The organism is Cupriavidus oxalaticus (assembly GCF_016894385.1).
GTDB lineage: Bacteria > Pseudomonadota > Gammaproteobacteria > Burkholderiales > Burkholderiaceae > Cupriavidus > Cupriavidus oxalaticus.
The window spans coordinates 3,177,245-3,198,984 of the sequence record NZ_CP069812.1; the positions used below are offsets into that span (position 1 = coordinate 3,177,245).

Genomic DNA, 21,740 nt, shown 5'->3' on the forward strand with positions numbered 1-21,740 from the left:
GGCGGCCATGCCAGCCGCGCCAGACAGGTTACTTCAGGTCAAGCGCACGCTTCACGCCCTCGCCGTAGGCCGGATCGGCCTTGGCGAAGTGTTCGATCTGCTTGCGCACGATCTCTTCCGGCACACCCTGCATTGCCGCCGCGATATTTGGCGAACAGCCGCTGACGCTGGCCTTCGACTTCACGGTCGAAGTGGGCCAGTTTTTCGAGGAACCAGACATCCTGCAGCAGCATCGGGCCGCGCGGGCCGGCGGTCTGCGAGTTCTGGTTGTCGGCAACGGGCGCGCCGGCTGCGGTGGTGAGAGTGTCCTTCTTGCTCATCTATTCCTCTTGTTGTGGGTAAGCTGGAAGAGATCGCCGCGTCAGTTCGTGGCGGCGTAGCAGGCAAGGCAATCGAGCAGGCAGCGCTTCATGCGGACGAGAAAGGGGCGCGCTATGGTTGTGCTTGTCTGGATCTGGGCGCTGGTGCTCATGATCGGCTCCTTGCCTGGTTCGATGCAGTCGGCATCGACCAAGCCCAGTCTACAAACAAACTATTACATTGAGAATTTAATTATTTATACCTATGTATTAGGTCAAATCTATTCGACTTTCGAGGACAAGTTCCTGACATGCCGGTTCGCGGGGGGCGCACGAAAACAAAAGGCCGCAGCGGAAATCCCCCTGCGGCCTTGTCCTGGGTCGGGGTAAATCAGGCGGCTTCCGCCAGCTCCTTGGCATCGAGCTTGCGCACGCCGGGCAAGTCGCAGGCGGCAACGGCATTGGCCAGCGCTTCCATTGCCGGCAGCCGGGTGAAGCTCTTGCGCCAGGCCAGCACCACGCGCCGGTCGGGCACCGGATCGGCGAACGGCACGTACGACAGCATGTCGCCCTTGGCCTTCAGGTCGGGCACCGAGGTGCGCGGCAGCACGGTGATGCCGACGCCGCTGGCCACCATATGGCGGATGGTTTCCAGCGACGAGCCTTCGAACGTCTTCTGGATGCCATCGGCGGCCTGCGAGAAGCGCGACAGCTCCGGGCACACACCCAGCACATGGTCACGGAAGCAATGGCCGCTGCCCAGCAGCAGCATGGTCTGCCGCTTCAGCTCGTCCGGGTCGATCGCGCGCGCCTCGGCGAGCTCGTGCCCGCGCGGCACGGCGACGACGAAGGGCTCGTCGTACAGCGGACGCACGGTCAGGCCGGAATCGGGGAACGGCTCGGCCATGACCGCGCAATCGATCTCGCCCTGCTTGAGCAGCTCGATCAGCTTGTGCGTGTAGTTCTCCTGCAGCATCAGCGGCATCTGCGGCACGGTACCGATCATCTGCTTGACCAGCGACGGCAGCAGGTATGGCCCGATGGTATAGATCACGCCCACACGCAGCGGCCCGGCCAGCGGGTCCTTGCCCTGCTTGGCGATCTCGCGAATAGCCATGGTCTGCTCCAGCACGCGCTGGGCCTGCGCCACGATCTGCTCGCCGATGTTAGTCACCGACACCTCGGAGGTGCCGCGCTCGAAGATCTGCACGTTGAGTTCGTCTTCCAGCTTCTTGATGGCGACCGACAGTGTCGGCTGCGACACGAAGCAGGCTTCGGCGGCCCGGCCGAAATGGCGCTCGCGCGCCACGGCGACGATGTACTTGAGTTCGGTGAGCGTCATGACTTATCAAATCCGGGTAGGCGATAGATTTTACCTTCGATTGTCGGTTCTGTCAGAGCGCCCCCGCGATTTGTGCGGTATGCGCCCGATGCCGCACAAGCATGGATATGTCAGGCTTTCAGGTAGTGCTCGCGCCCACCCAGCCAGCGCGACAGATGTGCTTCGACCGCCTCGGGAAACTGCGCCAGCATCAGCTCGGCCGCCTCCTGTGCGTACTCGACCAGCCATGCGTCCGTCTCCAGATCGGCAAAGCGCAACATGGCCTCGCCCGACTGGCGCGCACCGAGGAATTCACCCGGGCCGCGGATTTCAAGGTCGCGGCGCGCGATCTCGAAACCGTCGGTGGTCTCGCGCATGGTCGCCAGCCGCTCGCGCGCGGTCGGCGACAGCGGCGCCTGGTACATCAGCAGGCACACCGATTCGGCGCTGCCCCGCCCCACCCGGCCGCGCAGCTGGTGCAATTGCGCCAGGCCGAAGCGCTCGGCGTGCTCGATCACCATCAGCGAGGCGTTGGGCACGTCCACGCCCACCTCGATCACGGTGGTGGCGACCAGCACCTGCATGCGGTTGGCGCTGAAGTCGCCCATCACCGAGGCCTTTTCGGCAGGCGGCAGGCGGCCGTGCACCAGCCCGACGCGCAGGTCGGGCAGCGCGGCCACCAGCGTTTCATAGGTCTCAACCGCGGTCTGCAGCTGCAGCGCCTCGCTTTCCTCGATCAGCGGACAAACCCAGTAGACCTGGCGGCCTTCTGCGGCAGCGTGGTGGATGCGCGCGATCACTTCGTCGCGCCGCTCGTCGTTGACCAGGCGCGTGACGATGGGCGTGCGGCCCGGTGGCAGTTCGTCGATCACGGATACGTCCAGGTCCGCGTAATACGTCATGGCGAGCGTGCGCGGGATCGGCGTGGCCGACATCATCAGCTGGTGCGGCACGGTGTCGGGCGCCGGCACATTGGTCGCCGGCATATCGGCCGCACCCGCCTTGCCGCGCAAGGCCAGCCGCTGCGCCACGCCGAAGCGGTGCTGTTCGTCGACCACCGACAGGCCCAGCCTGGCGAAGCGCACCGTGTCCTGGATCAGCGCATGGGTGCCGATCACCAGCTGCGCCTCGCCCGACTCCACGCGTGCCGCGGCCTCGCGCTTCTCGCGCGCCTTCAGGCTGCCGGCCAGCCAGACCACCGGCACGCCGAGCGGCTCCAGCCAGGCCGACAGCTTGCGGAAGTGCTGCTCGGCCAGGATTTCTGTGGGCGCCATCAGCGCGGCCTGGTAGCCGGCATCGATCGCCTGGCACGCCGCCAGCGCGGCGACGATGGTCTTGCCGCTGCCCACGTCGCCCTGCAGCAGCCGGTGCATCGGGTGCGGGCGCGCCATGTCGGCGGCGATCTCGGCCACCACGCGTTCCTGCGCGCCGGTCAGGCGGAACGGCAGCGCCGCCAGGAAGCGCGTCAGCAGGCCGCCTTCGCGGCGCGGCATGGTCGGCGCGGTCTTCTCGCGCCGCGCGGCGTGCGCGCGCCGCAGCGAGATCTGCTGCGCCAGCAGTTCGTCGAACTTGATGCGCTGCCAGGCCGGGTGCGTGCGGTCGGCCAGGGCGGCCTCGCTTTCTTCTGGCGGCGGCGCATGCAGCAGGCCCAGGCAGTCGGCCAGCGGACGCAGGTGCAGGCGCGCCAGCGGGCCCTGCAGCACCGGGCGCGGCAGCGTCTCCGGCATGGGCGTGCGCGACAGCGCGCCGCCGATGGCCTTGCGCAGGTAGGCCTGCGAGATGCCGGCGGTGGCCGGGTAGACCGGCGTCAGGCGGTCCGGCAGCGCTTCGCCCTCCACCACCGGGCGCACCGTCGGGTGGACCATCTCGGCGCCGAAGAAGCCGCCGCGGACCTCGCCGCGCACGCGCAGGCGCACGCCCTCGGCCATCTGCTTGGTCTGGCTGCCGTAGAAGTTGAGGAAGCGCAGCGTCAGCTCGCCGGACGCGTCGGCGATCTTGACCACCAGCTGGCGGCGCGGGCGGAACGTGACTTCATTGGAAATGACTTCGCCTTCCACCTGCGCCGGCTGGCCCAGCCCCGCGCGGCGGATCGCGTCGGCGATCGGCGCCAGCGTGGTCTCATCCTCGTAGCGCATCGGCAGGTGCAGCACCAGGTCGACCGGGCGGCGCAGGCCAAGCTTGGCGAGGCGCGCCGCCGCGGACGAGGCGGCCGTTGAGGTGGCAGATGAGGCGGGCTTGCCCTTGCCCTCCCCGGCCTTGCCGCGCGCGGGTGCGGCCGCCTCCTTGGCGGCATCGGCGGACAGGTCGGTGGTTTCGGTGGCGGTTCCGGGCATCGGCAGCAATGACTGGCGGCAGGGACGGCTGGGCCGCTGGCATCGGGCGGGAGCGCCGGCGAATAGCCGGTATCACGCCCGGCCCGGCGGCAAGCACGCCCGTGGCCTTACAATATCGGATTCGCCGATTGTACCCATGCCGGCTGCCACCACGGGCAGCGAGTGCCGCTTTGTGCCTCGCTTTCCGCCCCGTCGCAGGCCCCGCGCCCCGTTTCCACGATGTTGACGCTTTCCGATTTCGATTTTCCGCTGCCGCCAGAACTGATCGCCCAGAGCGCGCTGCCCGACCGCAGCGCCAGCCGGCTGCTGGTGGTGGAACGGGTCGCACCCGCCGATACCGCCGATGCGGTGCGCCTGGTCGACCGCGCCTTCAGCGACATCGTCGACTACCTGCGGCCCGAAGACCTGCTGGTCTTCAACGACACGCGCGTGATCAAGGCGCGCTTCTTCGGCCACAAGCCCAGCGGCGGCAAGGTCGAGGTGCTGGTCGAGCGCGTGCTGGACTCGCATACCGTGCTGGCGCAGGTGCGCGCCTCGAAAACGCCCGCCGAAGGCAGCGCGCTGCACCTGGCCGAAGACGCCTTCGCGGTGACGGTCGGCCCGCGCGTGGACCAGTTCTTCACGCTGCGCTTCCCCGAGCCGGCACTCGACCTGATCGAGCGCTACGGCCGCCTGCCGCTGCCGCCGTACATCACGCACGATCCCGACGCCTACGACGAGACCCGCTACCAGACGGTCTACGCGCGCAATCCGGGCGCCGTGGCCGCGCCCACCGCGGGCCTGCACTTCGACGACGCGCTGTTCGCCCGGCTGGATGCCGCCGGCGTGCGCCGCGCCTTCCTGACGCTGCACGTGGGTGCCGGCACCTTCCAGCCGGTGCGCACCGAAAACCTGGCCGAGCACAAGATGCACTCGGAGTGGTATGCCGTCTCCGAGGAACTGGCCCAGGCCGTGCGCGAGACCCGCGCCCGCGGCGGCCGCGTGATCGCGGTCGGCACCACCTCTCTGCGCGCGCTGGAATCGGCCGCACAGCCTGACGGCACGCTGGCAGCCGGCAGCGGCGACACCGATATCTTCATCACCCCGGGCTACCGTTTCCGGCTGGTCGATGCCCTGATCACCAACTTCCACCTGCCCAGGTCGACGCTGCTGATGCTGGTGTCGGCGCTGGCCGGCGTGGAAGCCATCCGCGCCACCTACCGCCATGCGGTCGAGCAGCGCTACCGCTTCTTCAGCTATGGCGACGCCATGCTGCTGACCCGCCGGAACGGTGCCGATACCGCCGATACCGCTGACACCGCGGCCTGAACCCTGACACAAGCATGCTTAACTTCGAACTCATCACCACCGACGGCAACGCCCGCCGCGGCCGCGTCACGCTGAACCATGGCGTGGTCGAGACGCCGATCTTCATGCCGGTGGGCACCTATGGCTCGGTCAAGGCCATGTCGCCGCTGGAACTGAACGAGATCGGCGCGCACATCATCCTGGGCAACACCTTCCACCTCTGGCTGCGCCCGGGCCTGGAGGTGGTCAACGCCCATGGCGGCCTGCACAAGTTCATCGGCTGGGACAAGCCGATCCTGACCGATTCCGGCGGTTTCCAGGTGTTTTCGCTGGGCGATCTGCGCAAGATCACCGAGGATGGCGTCACGTTCGCGTCGCCGGTCAATGGCGACAAGCTCTTCCTGTCGCCCGAGATCTCGATGCAGATCCAGCGCACGCTGAACTCGGACATCGTGATGCAGTTCGACGAGTGCACGCCGTACGAGATCGACGGCCGTCCCGCCACGCACGACGAAGCAGCCAAGTCGATGCGCATGAGCCTGCGCTGGGCCAAGCGCTCGATCGACGAATTCGAGCGGCTGGCCAACCCCAATGCGCTGTTCGGCATCGTCCAGGGCGGCATGTACGAGGACCTGCGCGATGAATCGCTGGCGGGCCTGTCCGAACTGGATTTCCACGGCTTCGCCATCGGCGGCCTGTCGGTCGGCGAGCCCAAGGAAGACATGATGCGAGTGCTCGAGCACGTGGCGCCGCGCCTGCCGGCCAACAAGCCGCACTACCTGATGGGCGTGGGCACGCCCGAGGACCTGGTCGCGGGTGTCGCCGCTGGCGTCGACATGTTCGACTGCGTGATGCCGACCCGCAACGCGCGCAACGGCTGGCTTTTCACCCGCTATGGCGACGTCAAGATCAAGAACGCCGCGCACCGCAACGACCCGCGCCCGCTCGACGAAAGCTGCGCCTGCTACACCTGCCGCAACTTCTCGCGCGCTTACCTGCACCACCTGCACCGGGTCGGCGAAATCCTGGGCGCGCGCCTGAATACCATCCACAACCTGCACTACTACCTGCAGCTGATGCGCGAGGTGCGCGAGTCGATCGAGCGGCACCGCTTCGCCGACTTCCGCCGCCAGTTCGCTGCCGACCGCGCGCGCGGCACACAGTAATTCGGACCGGCCTACGAACTTTCCCGCCAACGCCGGTCGAATAGCGGGGTTGCTTCCACCGTCGTTCCCGCGAAGGCGGGAACCCAGTGACTTTCTCCCCGAATGGGACGCGCAAGACGCTGGATTCCCGCCTTCGCGGGAATGACATGCGCGCTACCGGCAACCGGACGAGTCGCCCCGGAATCACCCCGAAGAAACCCGTATTCCGCCCTAGAATGCCAAGGGCTGGCGGAATGCGAATGGTAGAATGATCGATTACTTGACTGACTTTTGTGACGGAGAATCAACGTGCTGATTTCTAACGCATTTGCCCAGACCGCCGGTTCCGGCGGCGCGGCTGGCGGCCTGATGAGCTTCCTGCCCATCATCCTGATGTTTGGTGTGCTGTGGTTCATCATGATCCGCCCGCAAATGAAGCGCCAGAAAGAAGCGAAGGCAATGCTCGAAGCCCTGGCCAAGAACGACGAAGTCGTCACCGCCGGCGGTATCCTGGGCCGCGTGACCAAGGTCACCGACCAGTACGTCAGCCTGGAAATCTCGGAAGGCACCGAGATCACCGTACAGAAGAACGCCGTGACCGCGGTGCTGCCGAAGGGTTCGCTGAAGGCGCTCTGATCCGCCGATCGCCCCGATCGACTAAGCGACTCCCGCCTTTGTCTTTTCCGGCATGCCCGTTCGCGCATGCCCCGGCAGCCGCCTGATCCAGCCCGCCGGAGCCACCGTGGCTCCGTCCCGTGGCTGCCAGGCGGCTGTTTGCCAAACCGGTTCGGCCCCGCCGACGTGGCGCGCCACGCCTGCGCCGGCCCCGCCAACCGCTGAATGACTGGCCCGAGATGAATCGTTATCCGCTTTGGAAATACCTCGTGATCCTGGTGGCGCTGACCATCGGCATCCTCTACACCTTGCCGAACTTCTTCGGCGAGGCGCCCGCCGTGCAGGTGTCTTCGGGCAAGGCCACGGTCAAGGTCGACCTGTCGATGCAGAAGCAGGTCGAAGAGATCCTGGCGCAGAACCAGCTGCAGCCTGACGGCGTGTTCTTCGACATTTCCGGCCAGTCCGGCTCGGTCAAGGCGCGTTTCCGCACCACCGACGAGCAGCTCAAGGCCAAGGACGTGCTGTCGCGCGCGCTCAACCCGGATGCCGCCGATCCTACCTACGTGGTCGCGCTGAACCTGCTGTCGGGCTCGCCGCGCTGGCTGACCTCGCTGCATGCGCTGCCGATGTACCTGGGCCTGGACCTGCGCGGCGGCGTGCACTTCCTGCTGCAGGTCGACATGAAGGGCGCCGTCGACAAGAAGCTCGACAGCCTGGCCGGCGACGCGCGCACGCTGCTGCGCGACAAGAACATGCGCCACGGCGGCATCGACCGCGACGGCGAGCGCCTGACGGTGCGCTTCAACAACGCCGACGAGGCCAACCGCGCCCGCGCGCTGCTGGCCGACAACCTGCGCGAAGTGGCCTTCGCCCTGGACGGCAACAACGTGGTCGGCAGCTTCACCGAGGCCGCCCGCAAGGCCGTGCAGGACGCCGCGGTCAAGCAGAACATCACCACCCTGCACAACCGCGTCAACGAACTCGGCGTGGCCGAGCCGGTGATCCAGCAGCAAGGTGCCGAGCGCATCGTGGTGCAGCTGCCGGGCGTGCAGGACACCGCCAAGGCCAAGGACATCATCGGCCGCACCGCCACGCTGGAAGCGCGCCTGGTCGACAACGACGCGCCGCGCAGTCCGCGCCCGGGCGACCCGATCCCCTTCGGCAGCGAACTGTTCACGCAAGGCAACGGCGCTCCGGTGGTGCTGAAGAAGCAGGTGATCTTCACCGGCGACCGCATCGAAAGCGCCTCGGCCGGCTTCGACCAGAACCAGCAGCCTTCGGTCAACATCAAGCTCGACGCCCAGGGCGGCCGCGTGCTGCGCGACGTCTCGCGCGAGAACCTGAAGAAGCCGATGGCGATCGTGCTGTTCGAGAAGGGCAAGGGCGAAGTGCTGACGGTGGCGACGATCCAGTCCGAACTGGGTTCGAGCTTCCAGATCACCGGCTCCTACTCCACCGAAGCCGCCAACGACCTGGCCCTGCTGCTGCGCGCCGGCTCGCTGGCCGCGCCGATGGAGATCATCGAAGAACGCACCATCGGGCCGTCGCTGGGTGCCGACAACATCCAGAAGGGTTTTGACTCGGTCGCCTACGGCTTTGCCGCGATCGGCGTGTTCATGATTCTGTATTACATGCTGTTCGGCGTGTTCTCTGTGATGGCGCTGGGCGCAAACCTGCTGCTGCTGATCGCGGTACTGTCGATGCTGCAGGCCACGCTGACGCTGCCGGGCATTGCCGCCATCGCGCTGGTGCTGGGCATGGCCATCGACGCCAACGTGCTGATCAACGAGCGTATCCGCGAGGAACTGCGCGCGGGCGCGTCGCCGCAGATGGCGATCGCGGTCGGCTTCGACCGCGCCTGGGCCACCATCCTGGACTCGAATGTGACCACGCTGATTGCCGGCCTGGCGCTGCTGGCGTTCGGCTCGGGCCCGGTGCGCGGCTTTGCCGTGGTGCACTGCCTGGGCATCCTGACCTCGATGTTCTCGGCGGTGTTCTTCAACCGCGGCCTGGTCAACCTCTGGTATGGCCGCAAGAAGAAGCTGCAGAGCGTGGCCATCGGCCAGATCTGGAAGCCGGGCAACGCCTCTGACACCCCGGTCGCCAAGTAAGCGGCCAGGACAGCCGATCCGCAAACTAGCAGTACAGAACAGGATTCAACATGGAATTCTTCCGCATCCGGCGCGACATTCCGTTCATGAAGCACGCGTTGGTCTTCAACGTGATCTCCTTCCTAACGTTTGCCGCGGCCGTGTTCTTCCTCTGGCAAAAAGGCCTGCACCTGTCGATCGAATTCACCGGCGGTACGGTCATGGAGGTCAGCTACCAGCAGGCGGCCGACCTGGAAAAGATCCGAGGCCAGGTGGGCAAGCTGGGCTATACCGACGTGCAGGTGCAGAACTTCGGCACCTCGCGCGACGTGATGATCCGCCTGCCACTGCAAAAAGGTCCGGACGGCAAGCCCGTGACTTCGGCTCAGCAAAGCGAGCAGGTGATGACCGCGCTGCAGGCCGGCTCGCCTGACGTCAAGCTGCAGCGGGTGGAGTTCGTCGGCCCGCAGGTGGGCAAGGAGCTAGCTACCGACGGCCTGCTGGCGCTCTTGTGCGTGGTAATCGGGATCATGATCTACCTGTCGTTCCGCTTCGAGTGGAAGTTTGCGGTGGCGGGCATCATCGCCAACCTGCACGACATCGTCATCATCCTGGGCTTCTTCGCCTACTTCCAGTGGGAATTCTCGCTGTCGGTTCTGGCGGCGGTGCTAGCGGTGCTGGGCTACTCGGTCAACGAATCAGTGGTGATCTTCGACCGGATCCGCGAGAACTTCCGCAAGTACCGCAAGATGACCACGCACGAGATCATCGACAGCGCGATCACCGGCACGATCTCGCGGACCATCATCACCCACGGTTCGACCCAGATGATGGTGCTGTCGATGTTCTTCTTCGGTGGTCCGACGCTGCACTACTTCGCGCTGGCGCTGACGGTGGGTATCCTGTTTGGTATCTATTCGTCGGTGTTCGTGGCCGCGGCGCTGGCGATGTGGCTGGGCGTCAAGCGCGAGGATCTGGTCAAGGCCGACAAGAAGGGCGAGTCGACTGATCGCAACGATCCGAACTTCGGGGCGCAGGCCTGACGGTCTGCTGCTCTGGTAAAAAGAAATGGCGCCCCGCGGGGCGCCATTTCTTTCTGGGGCGGATCCAACCGCTTCAGGCCTGTTGCGCGAACCGCTCGATCCACGCCGCCAGTCGGTCGGCCGCGAACGTCTCCGTACGCGGCGCTGCACGGCACAGGATGGTGTCGCCATCGCGCGCGAACTGCACTGCGCCGCCCGCCTCGTCCAGCCACAGCAGGCTCGCCAGCCAGGCTGCGTGGTGCGGCGACACCGCCGTACCCACCGGCTGCGCCAGGAACTCGGCCAGCGTGGCCGGCGCGGTCCACACCACCGAGTCGCCGTCGCGGCGCACCACGTCGCTGCCGAGCGCATCGGCAATGACGGCGACCGCATCGGCCGCGCCCTTGCCCGCGTTGGCGCTGCGCAGCGCCGCCAGGCGCGTGGCCACGGCATGGCCGAAGGTGCCGCTGCGCTCGGCCTCGGCGCGCACGAGGTCGGCGTAATCCATGCGCTGCCAGTCCGGGTCGGCGTTTTTCGCGCCGGCCAGGTCGACCGCCGCCAGGTAGGTCTCCACCGGCTGGAAACGGCCCGGGCCGATCAGGCTCGCGCACAGCGCATGCAGCATGCCGATGCGGGTGGCCACGGTCTGCGTCTGCAGCACCGCCAGCTTCTCGCGCACCAGCTGGTCGCGCTCCTTGCGCAGTCCGGACAGCTCCAGCGCCTGCTTGAGTTCCATGCGCAGCGCGGTGATGTCCCACGGCTTCTTGATATAGCGATGGATCTGCCCCTGGTTGACCGCCTCGACGGTCTGGTCCAGCTCGGAATAAGCCGTGGTCAGGATGCGCACGATATGCGGGTAACGCTCGCGCGCATAGCGCAGCAGCTCGTTGCCGTATTCACCGGGCATGCGCTGGTCCGACACCAGCACCGCCAGGCTGTCGGCATGCGCGTCCAGCAGCGCCTTGCCCTCTTCCACCGAACCGCCGGTCACCACCGGTGCCAGCGCCCCGATGGCGCGCTGGAAATACTTGACGGCGGTGGCTTCGTCATCGACGAACAGAATCGCCGGGGGTGGTGCCTGGGTGGCATTCGGTTCGCTCATCGGTCACTCCTAATCATTCGATTCTTGAAACTTGGAAAGTCCAGCGTCACGGTCGTGCCGGCGCCGGACGCGGATGCGATCCGGATGCCGCCGCCAAAGGACTGCATGACGCGGTTGCAGAAAATCATGCCCAGGCCGCTGCCGCCAGCGCTGGCGTGGGTGGTCACGGGGTCGACCAGCAGGCGCTCCATCACCTCGGGCGGGATGCCGGGGCCGTTGTCGCTGATATGGATTTCCAGGTGCGGCTGGGCCACCACCACGAAGCGCAGCGCCGGCGACGGCGTGCCGGCAAGCGCGCGCAGCGCGTTGCTCATCACCGACGACAGCACCAGCGCCACGCAATTGGGCAGCGTCTGCACCGGGAAATCGCCGTGCATCTCGACCTGCACCCATTGGCGCTGGTCGCCGGAGAACGGGTAGGTATCGAGCAGCGACGCCACCAGCGCCCCCGCGCTGACCTCGGCACCGGGCTCGGGCCGCGCTGCCTTGCTGCCGGCACTGTTGCGCACCGACTGCAGGAACGACGACAGCACCGCCAGGCAATACTGGGCGTTGTCGTGCATGGCGCTGGCGGCCTGCCCGATCTCGCCCTGGCGCTGCTCCGTGTACTCACCCGCGACCCGGCTTTCGATGCCGCGCGCGAAGTTGGCGATCGCCGCCAGCGGGGTGTTCAGCTCGTGCGCCAGGAAGGCCAGGGTCTCGTCGATCGCCATCAGCCGGTGCTGGCGCAGCGCGCGTTCGCGGTGGCGCTCGCCGGCCAGGCGCAGCACTTCGCGCACCTGCGCTACGCTCAGCGGCTTCTCCAGGATGCGGAACACCTCGCCGCTGTTGACCGTCTGCAGCAGCATGTCCTTGTCGGCATACGCCGTCACCAGGATGCGCACGATCTGCGGGTACAGCTGCGCCACTTCGCGCAGCAGCTCGCCGCCATCGCGGCCGGGCATGCGGAAGTCGGTCACCAGGACGGCGATGCGCGCACCATCGGTGGCGAGCGTGGCGATCGCCTCCTCGGCACTGGCGGCCAGCAGTACCTCATACTCCGAGCCCACCGCGCGCGCGAAATACTTGCGCGCCATGTCTTCGTCGTCGACGTAAAGCAGGGTCGGCCGTGCTTGCTGCACCTCGCTCATGGCACTCATCACGGCTTACTCCGCGCGCGGCAGGTCGAAGCTGAACGCGGCCCACTGCCCCAGCTCGCTCTCGGCGAAGAGCTGGCCGCCATGGCGCTCGATCACCGCGTAGCTGATCGACAGCCCCAGCCCCAGGCCCTGCCCCACGTCGCGCGTGGTGAAGAAGGGCTCGAACACGCGCGCCAGGTTTTCCTCGGCGATGCCGGGGCCATTGTCGCGCACCGTGACATGGAGCCGGCTGTCGGCCCAGCGCACCGTGGTATGGATCGCCGGCGCGGCCGTGCCGGCCTTGCGCATGGCCAGCGCGGCGTTGGAGAACAGGTTGATCAGCACGCCGATGACCGCGGCCTCGTCGCCCAGCACCAGGGTGTCGCCCGGCAGCTCGCGCGTCACCTTGACGCCGCGCAGCTCGTGCGCGGTCAGGCGGATCGAGGAATCCAGCGCCTTCTCGAACAGGAACGGCGTGCCCTCCACCTCGGCGCCCGGCTTGCGGTAGGCGAAGGTCTTCAGGTCGGACACGATATGCTGGATGCGCTGCATGCCCTGCTTGGCATCGACCAGGCATTCGGTCAGCGACTCGCTCTCCTTGGCCTGCGGCTCTTCCATCGCCACCTCGATCGCCATCAGGCAGAAGTTGACCGGGTTGTTGACCTCATGCAGCAGGCCGGCCGCCAGCGTACCGATCGCGGCCATCTTTTCCTGCTGCAGCATCTGGCCCTTGATGTCGACCAGCTTGCGGTTGATGACTTCCAGCTCGGCGTTCTTCTCGGCCACTTCCGCTTTCAGGCGGAACAGCATGAAACGCGCGCGCTCGTTGAAAAAGGTATAGACCCCGCTGGCCGCCGCCGCGAACAGCAGGAACAGCGAGTTGACGATGAACATCCCCATCGGCTCGATGCCCCCGGCATGGAACAGGCACGCCAGCACGTACAGCAGGTACGAAAGCAGGCCAAAGACCAGGTTCTGCCACAACCCGAACGGCAGCGCGATGCCCGAGGCGAAGATCGCCAGGTTCAGCCCGACGTAGTAAGGCGACTGCACCCCTTCGGTCTGCGAGATCATCCACGCGATCATGATCTGCGGCAGCAGCAGCCAGGTCAGCGTCAGCCAGGGCGCGAACCGGCGCCCGATGGCGCTGTACAGCATCACCACCACGCCGGCGATCAGCAGCGACACCACTACGCGCGCCACCGCGAACGCCAGCTGCTGCTGCGGATACTGGCCGTAGTCGAGCCCGACGCCGAGCAGGACCAGCACGATCGCGGTGTAGGCGCCGCCGCGGCTGAACGCCAGGCGGAAGTCGGCCAGCTCGGACTTGTAGCCGGCGTAGAGTTGATTGGTGCTCATGGGGTGGTCCGCCCGGACAGCCTCATTCAATGGTGGCTTCGGCAAAGACGTTGACGCCGGTGGGGTCGACGTAGATGCGGTGCGAATGCGAATTCTCCGGCAGCAGCTGCGCCATGCCGGCGTCGTCGCGGTAGATCAGGTACCACTCGAGCAGGTGTTCCATGCCGAACTTCTCTGGATTGTTGGCATGCACATTGGTGACCAGGACCTGGCCGCCCGCACGCGAACGCGAGGCGAAATACGCCAGCAGCCGCGTGCAGACCTTATCCGACAGGTAATCGAACAGCCCCGCGCAGTAGACCGCGTCGAACTCCCGTGCACTGATATCGTCAGGCGAGATGCGGCGCTTGAGCAGATCGTGCACCGACTGGTGCACCATCTCCACCGACACCTTGCGCCCGGCGCCAGAGGCCGCCCGCTCGATCGAGTGGCGCGTGTAGTCCAGCGTCTCTTCGCTGAAGTCGACCAGCTGGAACGACAGCAGCTCGGGATCGGGATACTCGTGCACGAAGCGCTGGATCTCGAAGGCCGGTCCGCAGCCCACGTTGAGCACGCGGAACGGGCGGCCGGCGGCGCGCGCGCGCTCGGCCTGGCGGGTCAGGAAATCCACCAGCAGGTCGATGCGGTTGCGGTGCGCGGTCGCCACTGCCGCCTTCAGGAAGGCGGTGTTGACGATCTGGAAGTAGGTGGTCGGACCTTGCTGCGGATCGCTCAGGATCTGGTTGACCATCTCGTAGTCGCCGGCGTAGCCAAGCGGCTTGGTGAAGGTCCGGTACACGAACGGCGCGCGCAGCAGCAGCGGGTGCAGCGCGGACTGGGCATAGGTCCGGTGCACCGGCGCGATTTCCGGGTCCACGCGCTCGGCCTCGCCCTCGAGCCAGTCGAGATAGGTCTTGGTCCTGACCATGATCGGCGTGGCCAGCTCGTAGAACACGTCCTCGCGCAGCTTGCCGTCCTTCTTGGGCAGCGACTCGGTCAGGTCGACCTGCTCGACCCAGCGCGATACTTCGGACAGGAAGGCGCGCATCTCGTTGACCACGATCTGGTAGTCGCGCCGGATATTGAAGCGCGTATCCCAGTCCTGCACGAACAGCTCGGCTTCGCGCGCCACCGACTTGGGCTCGTTGTTCAGGTCGGTCAGCTCGCGCCACTCGTCGATCAGCGTCAGCGATACCACCGCGGTCAGGCCGGTGTTCACCAGGCTCATTACCACGGCCTTGCCCAGGTAGGCATTCTTTGCGCCCATGCGGACGCTGAGCTCGCTCAGCACCTCGCTGACCTGCACGATCGAATACGGGTTGTAGATTTCCATCACCAGAGACTTTCTCTGGAGATTGATGATCGTGCCCCGCACCTGCTCGCCCTGCGAGTTGCGGAAACTAACTACCGGATCGATTTGCGTTTTGGAATACACGGTATTGCGCCAGGGAAATCCGAGAAACGCTGCGGGCCATACTGCCTGGGCGGGACGGCCGGGTACAGCAGGAGGGGCGAGGGAATCGCGGGGAAGGCTACCGGTATCGGGATGTGCAGCGAATGCTCATAGGAATGCGCTATAGCCTGTTGGCGGGCGGCGGTCTCTCCCCGTGCGGGAGAGCACCGACAAGCCCGGATCGTCTGGAATTGCCGCGGCCCATTGTACTGTGGCAATTGAGCCGCGTACAACCAAGTGCCTTGTCCGCCCCCTTTTGCGGCGGGGTCGGCTACAGGATACCTAAAACCAGGAAAAAAGGCCGGCGATCGCCGGCCTTTGTATCGTTTTATGGGAGTTGCCCCAGGACGGGGCGTTTCCCATGGCGCTTACTCTGCGCGCACGCCTTCCACCTGGATCGCAAGCTTGACCTCGGGCTTGAAGCCCATCTTCACGCCGTAGTCCAGGCCGAAATCGGCGCGGTTGAACTCGCCCACGGCGTCGGCGCCGCAGGCTTCGCGCTTGAGCATCGGGTGCTGGATGCACTTGAATTCGCGGATTTCCAGCTTGACCGGCTTGGACACGCCGCGCAGCGTCAGCACGCCATCGACTTCGGTCGGCACGTCGCCCTTGAACTTGCTGAACTTGCCCTTGTAGCTGGCCTCGGGGAAGGCCTGGACGTCGAACATGTCCGGGCTCTTGGCATGCTGGTTCATCTTGGCGTTGCCGAAATTGATTGACGCCGGATCGATCTTGACCTCGACGGTGCCGGCCTTCGCGGCACGGTCCAGCGTGACGGTGCCGCTGGACTTGTCGAACTTGCCGCGCCACGTCGACAGGCCGCCCAGGTGGTCGGCCTCGAAGCTCGGGTAGGTATGGGTCGGATCGAGGTTGTACGTCACGGTATTGGCCGAAGCCACGCCGAAGGCGGCGGTTGCGGAAATGGCCGCGACGGCGGCAACGACGGAACGCAGTTTCATGGGATCTCCCAACAAAAACAGGTTAAACAGGTTAAGCGGAACGTTCTTGGTTATTAACGTCCTGGTACGTCAGCGGATTGCCGGCCTTACTTGCTGGCCTGCACGATACGGAACTTGATCTGGACGTCGTCGGCCACCACCGACGTGTCCTTCCACTCGCCGTCGCCGATATTGAAGGCGGTGCGCTTGATCGGCAGCGCGCCCTCGAACACCTGGCTGGCGCCTTCCTGGCGGTAAGTGGCCGGCACGACCACGTCGACGGTCTTGCCCTTGATGGTCAGCTTGCCGGCAACCTCGTACTTGCCCGGCGTGCCGTTCTTGATGCTGGTGGACTGGAACACGGCCTTGGGATACTTGGCCGCGTCGAACCAGTCCTTGCCCTTCACTTCCTTGGTGGTCTCGGCGTCGCCGATCTCGAAGCTGGCGACGTCGATCTCGATCTTGGCCGACGAGGTGGCCAGCCTGGCGGGATCGAAACTGACCTGCGCGTCGAACTTTTTGAACTTGCCTTCCATCGGCACGCCGATCTGGCGCGCCACGGCGGTCACCGAGCTCCTGGCCGCGTCGACCTGGGCCCAGGCCAGGTTGGCGGCGATACCTGCAGCGGCCAGCACGGCTGCCACGGTGGCGTTGATGGCCAGCGAGCCGCGGCGGGAATGGCGATTCATCTTCAATGACTCCTGTCAGGTTCGAGGTTCGGCGCAAGGCGCCGCGGGATGGGAAAGGTCGGCGCAGAAGGTCAGCGCAAGAACGGCAGCATCCGGCCCAGCGTGCCGTCACGGTCGACGAACTGGTGCTTCACCGCCGCCGCCGCATGGACAACGACCACGGCGGCCATCAGATAGTTCAGCCAGACATGCGCAAATTTGAGCACTTCCTTCAGTTCGTCGTTCTTCTCGATCAGCACCGGCATCTTCCACAGGCCGAGGTAGACCACCGGCACGCCAGCCGCCAGGCTGTAGAGATAGCCGCTGATGGGAACGATCACGATCAGCAGGTACAGCAGGTGATGCGCGCCGGCGGCGGCCCTGGCCTGCCACGCCGGCGTGCCGGGCGCGACCGGCGGCGCCGCGTGCGTGGCGCGCCACAGCACGCGCAGCAGCGCCACGGCGAAGATCGTCACACCCAGCCACTTGTGCCACGAATACAGCTTCAGCTTGGTCGGCGTCAGCCCCGGGATGCCGGTCATGTACAGGCCGAGCCCGAACGCGCCGAAGATCGCCAGCGCGACGATCCAGTGCAGCGCGATGGCGGTGGCACCGTAGCCGGCAGGGGCATTGGCGGTAGAACGCATCGGTTTCCTCTCGCCCGCGTCATGGGCATTTCACAAATTTGGGGACACACCCTGGAGTTGGATCCGGCGGGGCGCTGAAGATTCTCGCATTATTGCGACGGAAAGTGCGCCCGTGCAGGACAGTCCTTCATTAAGTTATTCAAATGCTTTGAAGTGTCATTCTGCCGCAAGCGCCACAGGCGGGCGGGCAGTTGGTGCAACCGGTGCCACCAAAGCAAAAAAGCCATCCTGGCGGATGGCTTTTTCTGGTGTGCCGGTGCTGCGCCCGGCAAATGTGACGTTAGATGCGCTCAGCGAGCGAGACCGCCTTGCCGATGTAGCTGCCCGGCGTCATGTCGAGCAGCAGCTGCTTGGCATCGTCCGGGATTGCCAGGCCGTTGATGAAGGTCTGCAGCGCCTCGCGCGAGATACCCTTGCCGCGGGTCAGCTCCTTGAGCTGCTCGTACGGGTTGGGCACGCCGAAGCGGCGCATCACGGTCTGCACCGGCTCGGCCAGCACTTCCCAGCAGTTGTCGAGGTCTTCGTCGAGGCGTTCCGGGTTGGTTTCCAGCTTGCCCAGGCCGCGCAGGCAGGCCTCGTAGGCCAGCAGGCTGTAGCCGAACGCCACGCCGATATTGCGCAGCACGGTCGAATCGGTCAGGTCACGCTGCCAGCGCGACACCGGCAGCTTTTCCGACAGGTGGCGCAGCACCGCGTTGGCCAGGCCGACGTTGCCTTCCGAATTTTCGAAATCGATCGGGTTGACCTTGTGCGGCATGGTCGACGAGCCGATTTCGCCGGCCTTGGTCTTCTGCTTGAAGTAACCCAGCGAGATATAGCCCCAGATGTCGCGGTTCAGGTCCAGCAGGATGGTGTTGGCGCGGGCGACCGCGTCGAACAGCTCGGCCATGTAGTCGTGCGGCTCGATCTGGATGGTGTACGGGTTGAAGGCCAGGCCCAGGCGGGTCTCGATCACTTGCTGCGAGAAGGCTTCCCAGTCGAACGCCGGGTAGGCCGACAGGTGCGCGTTGTAGTTGCCCACCGCGCCGTTCATCTTGCCCAGCAGCTCGACCTGCTCGATGCGCTGGATCGCGCGCGCCAGGCGCGCGGCCACGTTGGCCATTTCCTTGCCCAGCGTGGTCGGGCTGGCCGGCTGGCCGTGGGTGCGCGACAGCATCGGCTGGGTGGCATTGAGCCTGGCCAGTTCCACCAGGCGGGCGTGCACGCGCTTGAGCGCCGGCACGATGACGCCGTCACGGGCGCCCTTGAGCATCATGCCGTGCGAGGTGTTGTTGATGTCTTCCGAAGTGCAGGCGAAGTGGATGAACTCGCTGGCCGCTTCCAGTTCGGCATTGCCCTTGACCTGCTCCTTGAGCCAGTACTCGACGGCCTTCACGTCATGGTTGGTGACGGCTTCGATTTCCTTGATGCGGGCGGCATCGGCTTCGGAGAACTTGTCCACCAGCGCCAGCAGCGCGGCTTCGGAGGCGGCGGAGAACTTCGGCATGTCGGGCAGGCCGGTCTGGGCCAGCGCGATCAGCCAGTGCACCTCGACCTTGACGCGGTTGCGCATGAAGGCCGCCTCGGACAGCCATTCGCGCAGCGCGTCGGCCTTGGCGGCGTAGCGGCCATCGATCGGGGAAAGAGCGGTGAGCGGCGAAAGCGAGGAGGTGGTCATGCTGGAAACCGGGGAAAGGAAGGAAATAGGGGACGTACGGTGCGCGCCGCGGGGGCTGGCGCGATATCAGCGTCGGATTGGCGGAGGCAACCGCCGGGAACAAGGCGAAGCGCCCGATGCGCCGCATCGGCGGGCCCGCCCGCACGCGCTGCACCGGCGGCCGGCGCTGCGCAACGGGGGATTTTACCACCCCTGCCCCGGCTCCGGGGCAGCGGTCAAGTGCGCCCGCGGGGCATCGGTGCGCGACCCCGCATTCGTCCGGCCCCGCAGGTATACTCGCGCACGCCGTTCCAGTAGCCTGTTATGAAGTGCATCGGGCAGCAGCGCACCCCGGCGCCGCTGCCACGCGGCAGGCGATGCACTTCATAACAAGCTCAAGGGGAGAACATGAAGCTGTATGCGTCCCATACCAGTCCCTACGCGCGCAAGGTGCGCGTGGTGATGGCGGAAAAGAAGATCGACTACCAGCTGGTTGAAGAGGACGTCTGGTCGCCGGAATCGAAGATCGGCCAGTACAACCCCCTCGGCAAGGTGCCTTGCCTGGTGATGGAAGACGGCGGCGCCATCTACGATTCGCGTGTGATCGTCGAATATGTCGACACGCTGACGCCAGTCAGCCGGATGATCCCGCAAGGCGGGCGCGAACGGCTGGAAGTGCGCTGCTGGGAAGCGCTGGCCGACGGCCTGCTCGACGCGGCCCTGCTGGCGCGCCTGGAAGCGACGCAGCGCGAGCCGCACGAGCGCAGCGAGCGCTGGGTCAAGCGCCAGCTCGGCAAGATCGACGCGGCGCTGGCCGCCATGGCCCAAGGCCTGGCCGACCGCCCCTTCTGCACCGGCACGCACTATTCGCTGGCCGACGTCGCGGTGGGCTGCGCGCTGTCCTACCTGGATTTCCGCTTCCCCGACATCGCCTGGCGCGAGCGCCATCCCAACCTCGCGGCGCTGGAAGACAAGCTGTCGAAACGGCAGTCGTTCATCGATACCGCGCCGCCGCGCGGCTGAAACCCAACTGCCCCAATGAAAAACACCCGCGTGCAGCGGGTGTTTTTCATTCAGCCGACAACGCCATCTACTGGATGATGCCGCCGCCCAGGCACACCTCGCCGTCATACAGCACCGCCGACTGCCCCGGCGTGACGGCCCACTGCGCCTCGGCAAACCCCAGCTGCAGCGTGTCGCCGTCCGCGGCCTGCACGGTGCAGGCGGCATCGCTCTGGCGATAGCGGGTCTTGGCGGCCATCGCCGCGCCCGCCGCCGGTGCCTCGCCCGCCACCCACGACAGATCCGACGCGGTCAGCACCGGCGTCAGCAGCCACGGGTGGTCGTGGCCCTGCACCACGTATAGCGTGTTGTTCTCCATGTCCTTGCGCGCCACATACCAGGCATCGCCGTTGCCGTCGCGGCTGCCGCCCAGGCCGATGCCCTTGCGCTGGCCGAGCGTATAGAACGCCAGCCCGATATGCTCGCCCACGACCTTGCCCTCGGGCGTCTTCATCGGGCCCGGCCTGGTCGGCAGGTAGCGGTTCAGGAAATCGCGGAACGGCCGCTCGCCGATAAAGCAGATGCCGGTCGAGTCCTTCTTCTTCGCGTTCGGCAGGCCGATCTCCGCGGCGATCTCGCGCACGCGGGTCTTGGGGATCTCGCCCAGCGGGAACAGCGTGCGCGACAGCTGCGCCTGGTTCAGCCGGTGCAGGAAATAGCTCTGGTCCTTGGTGTGGTCGAGTGCCTTGAGCAGCTCGAAGCGCCCTGCCGCGTTCTGGCGCACACGCGCATAGTGGCCGGTGGCGATGGTCTCGGCACCCAGCGACATCGCATGGTCCAGGAAGGCCTTGAACTTGATCTCGGCATTGCACAGCACGTCCGGGTTGGGCGTACGGCCGGCCGAGTACTCGCGCAGGAAATCGGCAAAGACGCGGTCCTTGTACTCGGCGGCAAAGTTGACCGCCTCGACGTCGACACCGATCAGGTCGGCCACCGACACCACGTCCAGCCAGTCCTGGCGCGTGGAGCAGTACTCGCTGTCGTCATCGTCCTCCCAGTTCTTCATGAACAGGCCGATGACCTCGTAGCCCTGCTGCTTGAGCAGCCACGCGGTGACCGACGAATCGACCCCGCCCGACATGCCCACGACGACCCGCTTGCCGTTCCCGCTCACAACTGTGCTCCCATGGACAACGCCGACGGGTGCGTGTACAGCGCGTCCAGCGCGAAACGCTTGCCGGCCAGGTAGTCGTCGACGCAGGCCATCACCAGCGGCGAACGGTGGCGTTCCGGGCACACGCGGATCTCGTCGGCACTCATCCACACCGTGCGCACGATGCCGGTATCGAGCTGGCGGCCCGCGTCGAGCGGGCCCAGGTCGCCGGTAAAGGCAAAGCGCACGTATGTGACATCCGTACCGGTGCGCGAAGACAGCGAGCGGCCCATGTAGCAGCCCAGCAACGCGCGCGGCTCGAAAGTGTGCGCGGTTTCTTCCAGTGTTTCGCGAATGACGGCGCGAATCAGGCTCTCGCCCGGATCCAGGTGGCCGGCGGGCTGGTTCAGCCGCAGGCCTTCCGCGGTTTCCTCTTCGACCAGCAGGAAGCGTCCGCCGCGCTCGATCACGGCGGCAACGGTCACGCTGGCATTCCAATCACGTGGCATGATGCTCAATTTTTAGGCAATCTCGCATTTTACCGGTTGCCGGGGCATCGTGCAGCGCCATGCG

Annotated in this window: 19 protein-coding genes and 1 pseudogene; 6 read left to right on the forward strand and 14 right to left on the reverse strand. The window is 66.1% G+C overall.

The genetic code is table 11. From position 1 onward, the window contains the following. Nucleotides 1-28: 28 nt before the first annotated feature. From JTE92_RS30825 to recG, 4 genes and pseudogenes are all read right to left on the reverse strand, one after another. Complete coding sequence (locus JTE92_RS30825; protein ID WP_084254817.1) at nucleotides 29-220, reverse strand: catalase-related domain-containing protein; 192 nt, start codon at nucleotides 218-220, stop codon at nucleotides 29-31. Then, nucleotides 147-320 (reverse strand): annotated as a pseudogene (locus tag JTE92_RS27085) (catalase); the annotation flags it as partial. The pseudogene JTE92_RS27085 and the gene JTE92_RS30825, both read right to left, overlap by 74 nt. Nucleotides 321-690: 370 nt before the next feature. Then, nucleotides 691-1,641, reverse strand: coding sequence for a LysR substrate-binding domain-containing protein (locus JTE92_RS27090; protein WP_063242103.1), 951 nt, complete (start codon nucleotides 1,639-1,641; stop codon nucleotides 691-693). A gap of 110 nt (nucleotides 1,642-1,751) precedes the next feature. Then, nucleotides 1,752-3,953 carry an ATP-dependent DNA helicase RecG gene (gene recG, locus JTE92_RS27095; RefSeq protein ID WP_063242102.1) on the reverse strand — a complete coding sequence of 734 codons (2,202 nt, stop codon included), beginning with the start codon at nucleotides 3,951-3,953 and terminating at the stop codon, nucleotides 1,752-1,754. A 219-nt stretch (nucleotides 3,954-4,172) separates the two neighbouring features. Here recG and queA point away from each other — a divergent pair, with 219 nt between their 5' ends. From queA to secF, 5 genes are all read left to right on the forward strand, one after another. Then, nucleotides 4,173-5,261 (forward strand): tRNA preQ1(34) S-adenosylmethionine ribosyltransferase-isomerase QueA, encoded by a 1,089-nt coding sequence (queA, locus tag JTE92_RS27100; protein ID WP_063242101.1) that lies wholly within the window; start codon nucleotides 4,173-4,175, stop codon nucleotides 5,259-5,261. Between the two features lie 14 nt (nucleotides 5,262-5,275). After that, entirely contained in the window at nucleotides 5,276-6,406 is a 1,131-nt protein-coding gene (gene tgt, locus JTE92_RS27105) for a tRNA guanosine(34) transglycosylase Tgt (protein WP_063242100.1), read from the forward strand. Between the two features lie 288 nt (nucleotides 6,407-6,694). Then, nucleotides 6,695-7,021: a preprotein translocase subunit YajC gene (gene yajC / locus JTE92_RS27110; RefSeq protein WP_063242099.1), complete on the forward strand. Its 327-nt coding sequence runs from the start codon at nucleotides 6,695-6,697 to the stop codon at nucleotides 7,019-7,021. Nucleotides 7,022-7,239: 218 nt separating this feature from the next. Then, entirely contained in the window at nucleotides 7,240-9,111 is a 1,872-nt protein-coding gene (gene secD / locus JTE92_RS27115; RefSeq protein WP_063242098.1) for a protein translocase subunit SecD, read from the forward strand. A gap of 50 nt (nucleotides 9,112-9,161) precedes the next feature. Next, on the forward strand, nucleotides 9,162-10,133 hold the full coding sequence (gene secF, locus JTE92_RS27120) for a protein translocase subunit SecF (protein WP_063242097.1): 972 nt from the start codon (nucleotides 9,162-9,164) through the stop codon (nucleotides 10,131-10,133). Between the two features lie 73 nt (nucleotides 10,134-10,206). Here secF and JTE92_RS27125 read toward each other — a convergent pair whose 3' ends face one another. The 8 genes from JTE92_RS27125 to purB all read right to left on the reverse strand — a co-directional run bounded on the left by JTE92_RS27125 (nucleotide 10,207) and on the right by purB (nucleotide 19,033). After that, a complete protein-coding gene (locus tag JTE92_RS27125) occupies nucleotides 10,207-11,214 on the reverse strand; it encodes a response regulator (RefSeq protein WP_063242096.1) in 1,008 nt (335 codons plus the stop codon). After that, the gene (locus tag JTE92_RS27130) at nucleotides 11,211-12,344 is read right to left on the reverse strand and encodes a hybrid sensor histidine kinase/response regulator (RefSeq protein ID WP_063242095.1); all 1,134 of its coding nucleotides are present in this window, start codon (nucleotides 12,342-12,344) and stop codon (nucleotides 11,211-11,213) included. The genes JTE92_RS27125 and JTE92_RS27130 overlap by 4 nt, the downstream gene beginning before the upstream one ends. Before the next feature lie 15 nt (nucleotides 12,345-12,359). Continuing rightward, nucleotides 12,360-13,691: a sensor histidine kinase gene (locus JTE92_RS27135; RefSeq protein WP_063242094.1), complete on the reverse strand. Its 1,332-nt coding sequence runs from the start codon at nucleotides 13,689-13,691 to the stop codon at nucleotides 12,360-12,362. 22 nt (nucleotides 13,692-13,713) lie between these two features. Continuing rightward, nucleotides 13,714-15,105, reverse strand: a complete 1,392-nt coding sequence (locus JTE92_RS27140; protein ID WP_063242093.1) for a class I SAM-dependent methyltransferase — start codon at nucleotides 15,103-15,105, stop codon at nucleotides 13,714-13,716. Between the two features lie 386 nt (nucleotides 15,106-15,491). Next, nucleotides 15,492-16,082 (reverse strand): YceI family protein, encoded by a 591-nt coding sequence (locus JTE92_RS27145; protein ID WP_063242092.1) that lies wholly within the window; start codon nucleotides 16,080-16,082, stop codon nucleotides 15,492-15,494. 86 nt (nucleotides 16,083-16,168) lie between these two features. Beyond that, nucleotides 16,169-16,750 carry a YceI family protein gene (locus JTE92_RS27150; protein ID WP_063242091.1) on the reverse strand — a complete coding sequence of 194 codons (582 nt, stop codon included), beginning with the start codon at nucleotides 16,748-16,750 and terminating at the stop codon, nucleotides 16,169-16,171. A 71-nt stretch (nucleotides 16,751-16,821) separates the two neighbouring features. Then, the gene (locus JTE92_RS27155) at nucleotides 16,822-17,376 is read right to left on the reverse strand and encodes a cytochrome b (protein WP_063242090.1); all 555 of its coding nucleotides are present in this window, start codon (nucleotides 17,374-17,376) and stop codon (nucleotides 16,822-16,824) included. Between the two features lie 280 nt (nucleotides 17,377-17,656). Further along, entirely contained in the window at nucleotides 17,657-19,033 is a 1,377-nt protein-coding gene (gene purB, locus JTE92_RS27160; protein WP_063242089.1) for an adenylosuccinate lyase, read from the reverse strand. Between the two features lie 387 nt (nucleotides 19,034-19,420). Between purB and JTE92_RS27165 the strand changes: the two genes are divergently transcribed. Next, a complete protein-coding gene (locus JTE92_RS27165) occupies nucleotides 19,421-20,035 on the forward strand; it encodes a glutathione S-transferase family protein (protein ID WP_063242088.1) in 615 nt (204 codons plus the stop codon). Between the two features lie 67 nt (nucleotides 20,036-20,102). On the opposite strand, the gene mnmA is transcribed toward JTE92_RS27165, so the two are convergent. Together mnmA and JTE92_RS27175 are read right to left on the reverse strand one after the other, a co-directional pair. Then, complete coding sequence (gene mnmA, locus JTE92_RS27170) at nucleotides 20,103-21,155, reverse strand: tRNA 2-thiouridine(34) synthase MnmA (protein WP_063242107.1); 1,053 nt, start codon at nucleotides 21,153-21,155, stop codon at nucleotides 20,103-20,105. A 29-nt stretch (nucleotides 21,156-21,184) separates the two neighbouring features. Further along, nucleotides 21,185-21,676, reverse strand: a complete 492-nt coding sequence (locus JTE92_RS27175) for an NUDIX hydrolase (protein WP_063242108.1) — start codon at nucleotides 21,674-21,676, stop codon at nucleotides 21,185-21,187. Nucleotides 21,677-21,740 lie beyond the last annotated feature (64 nt).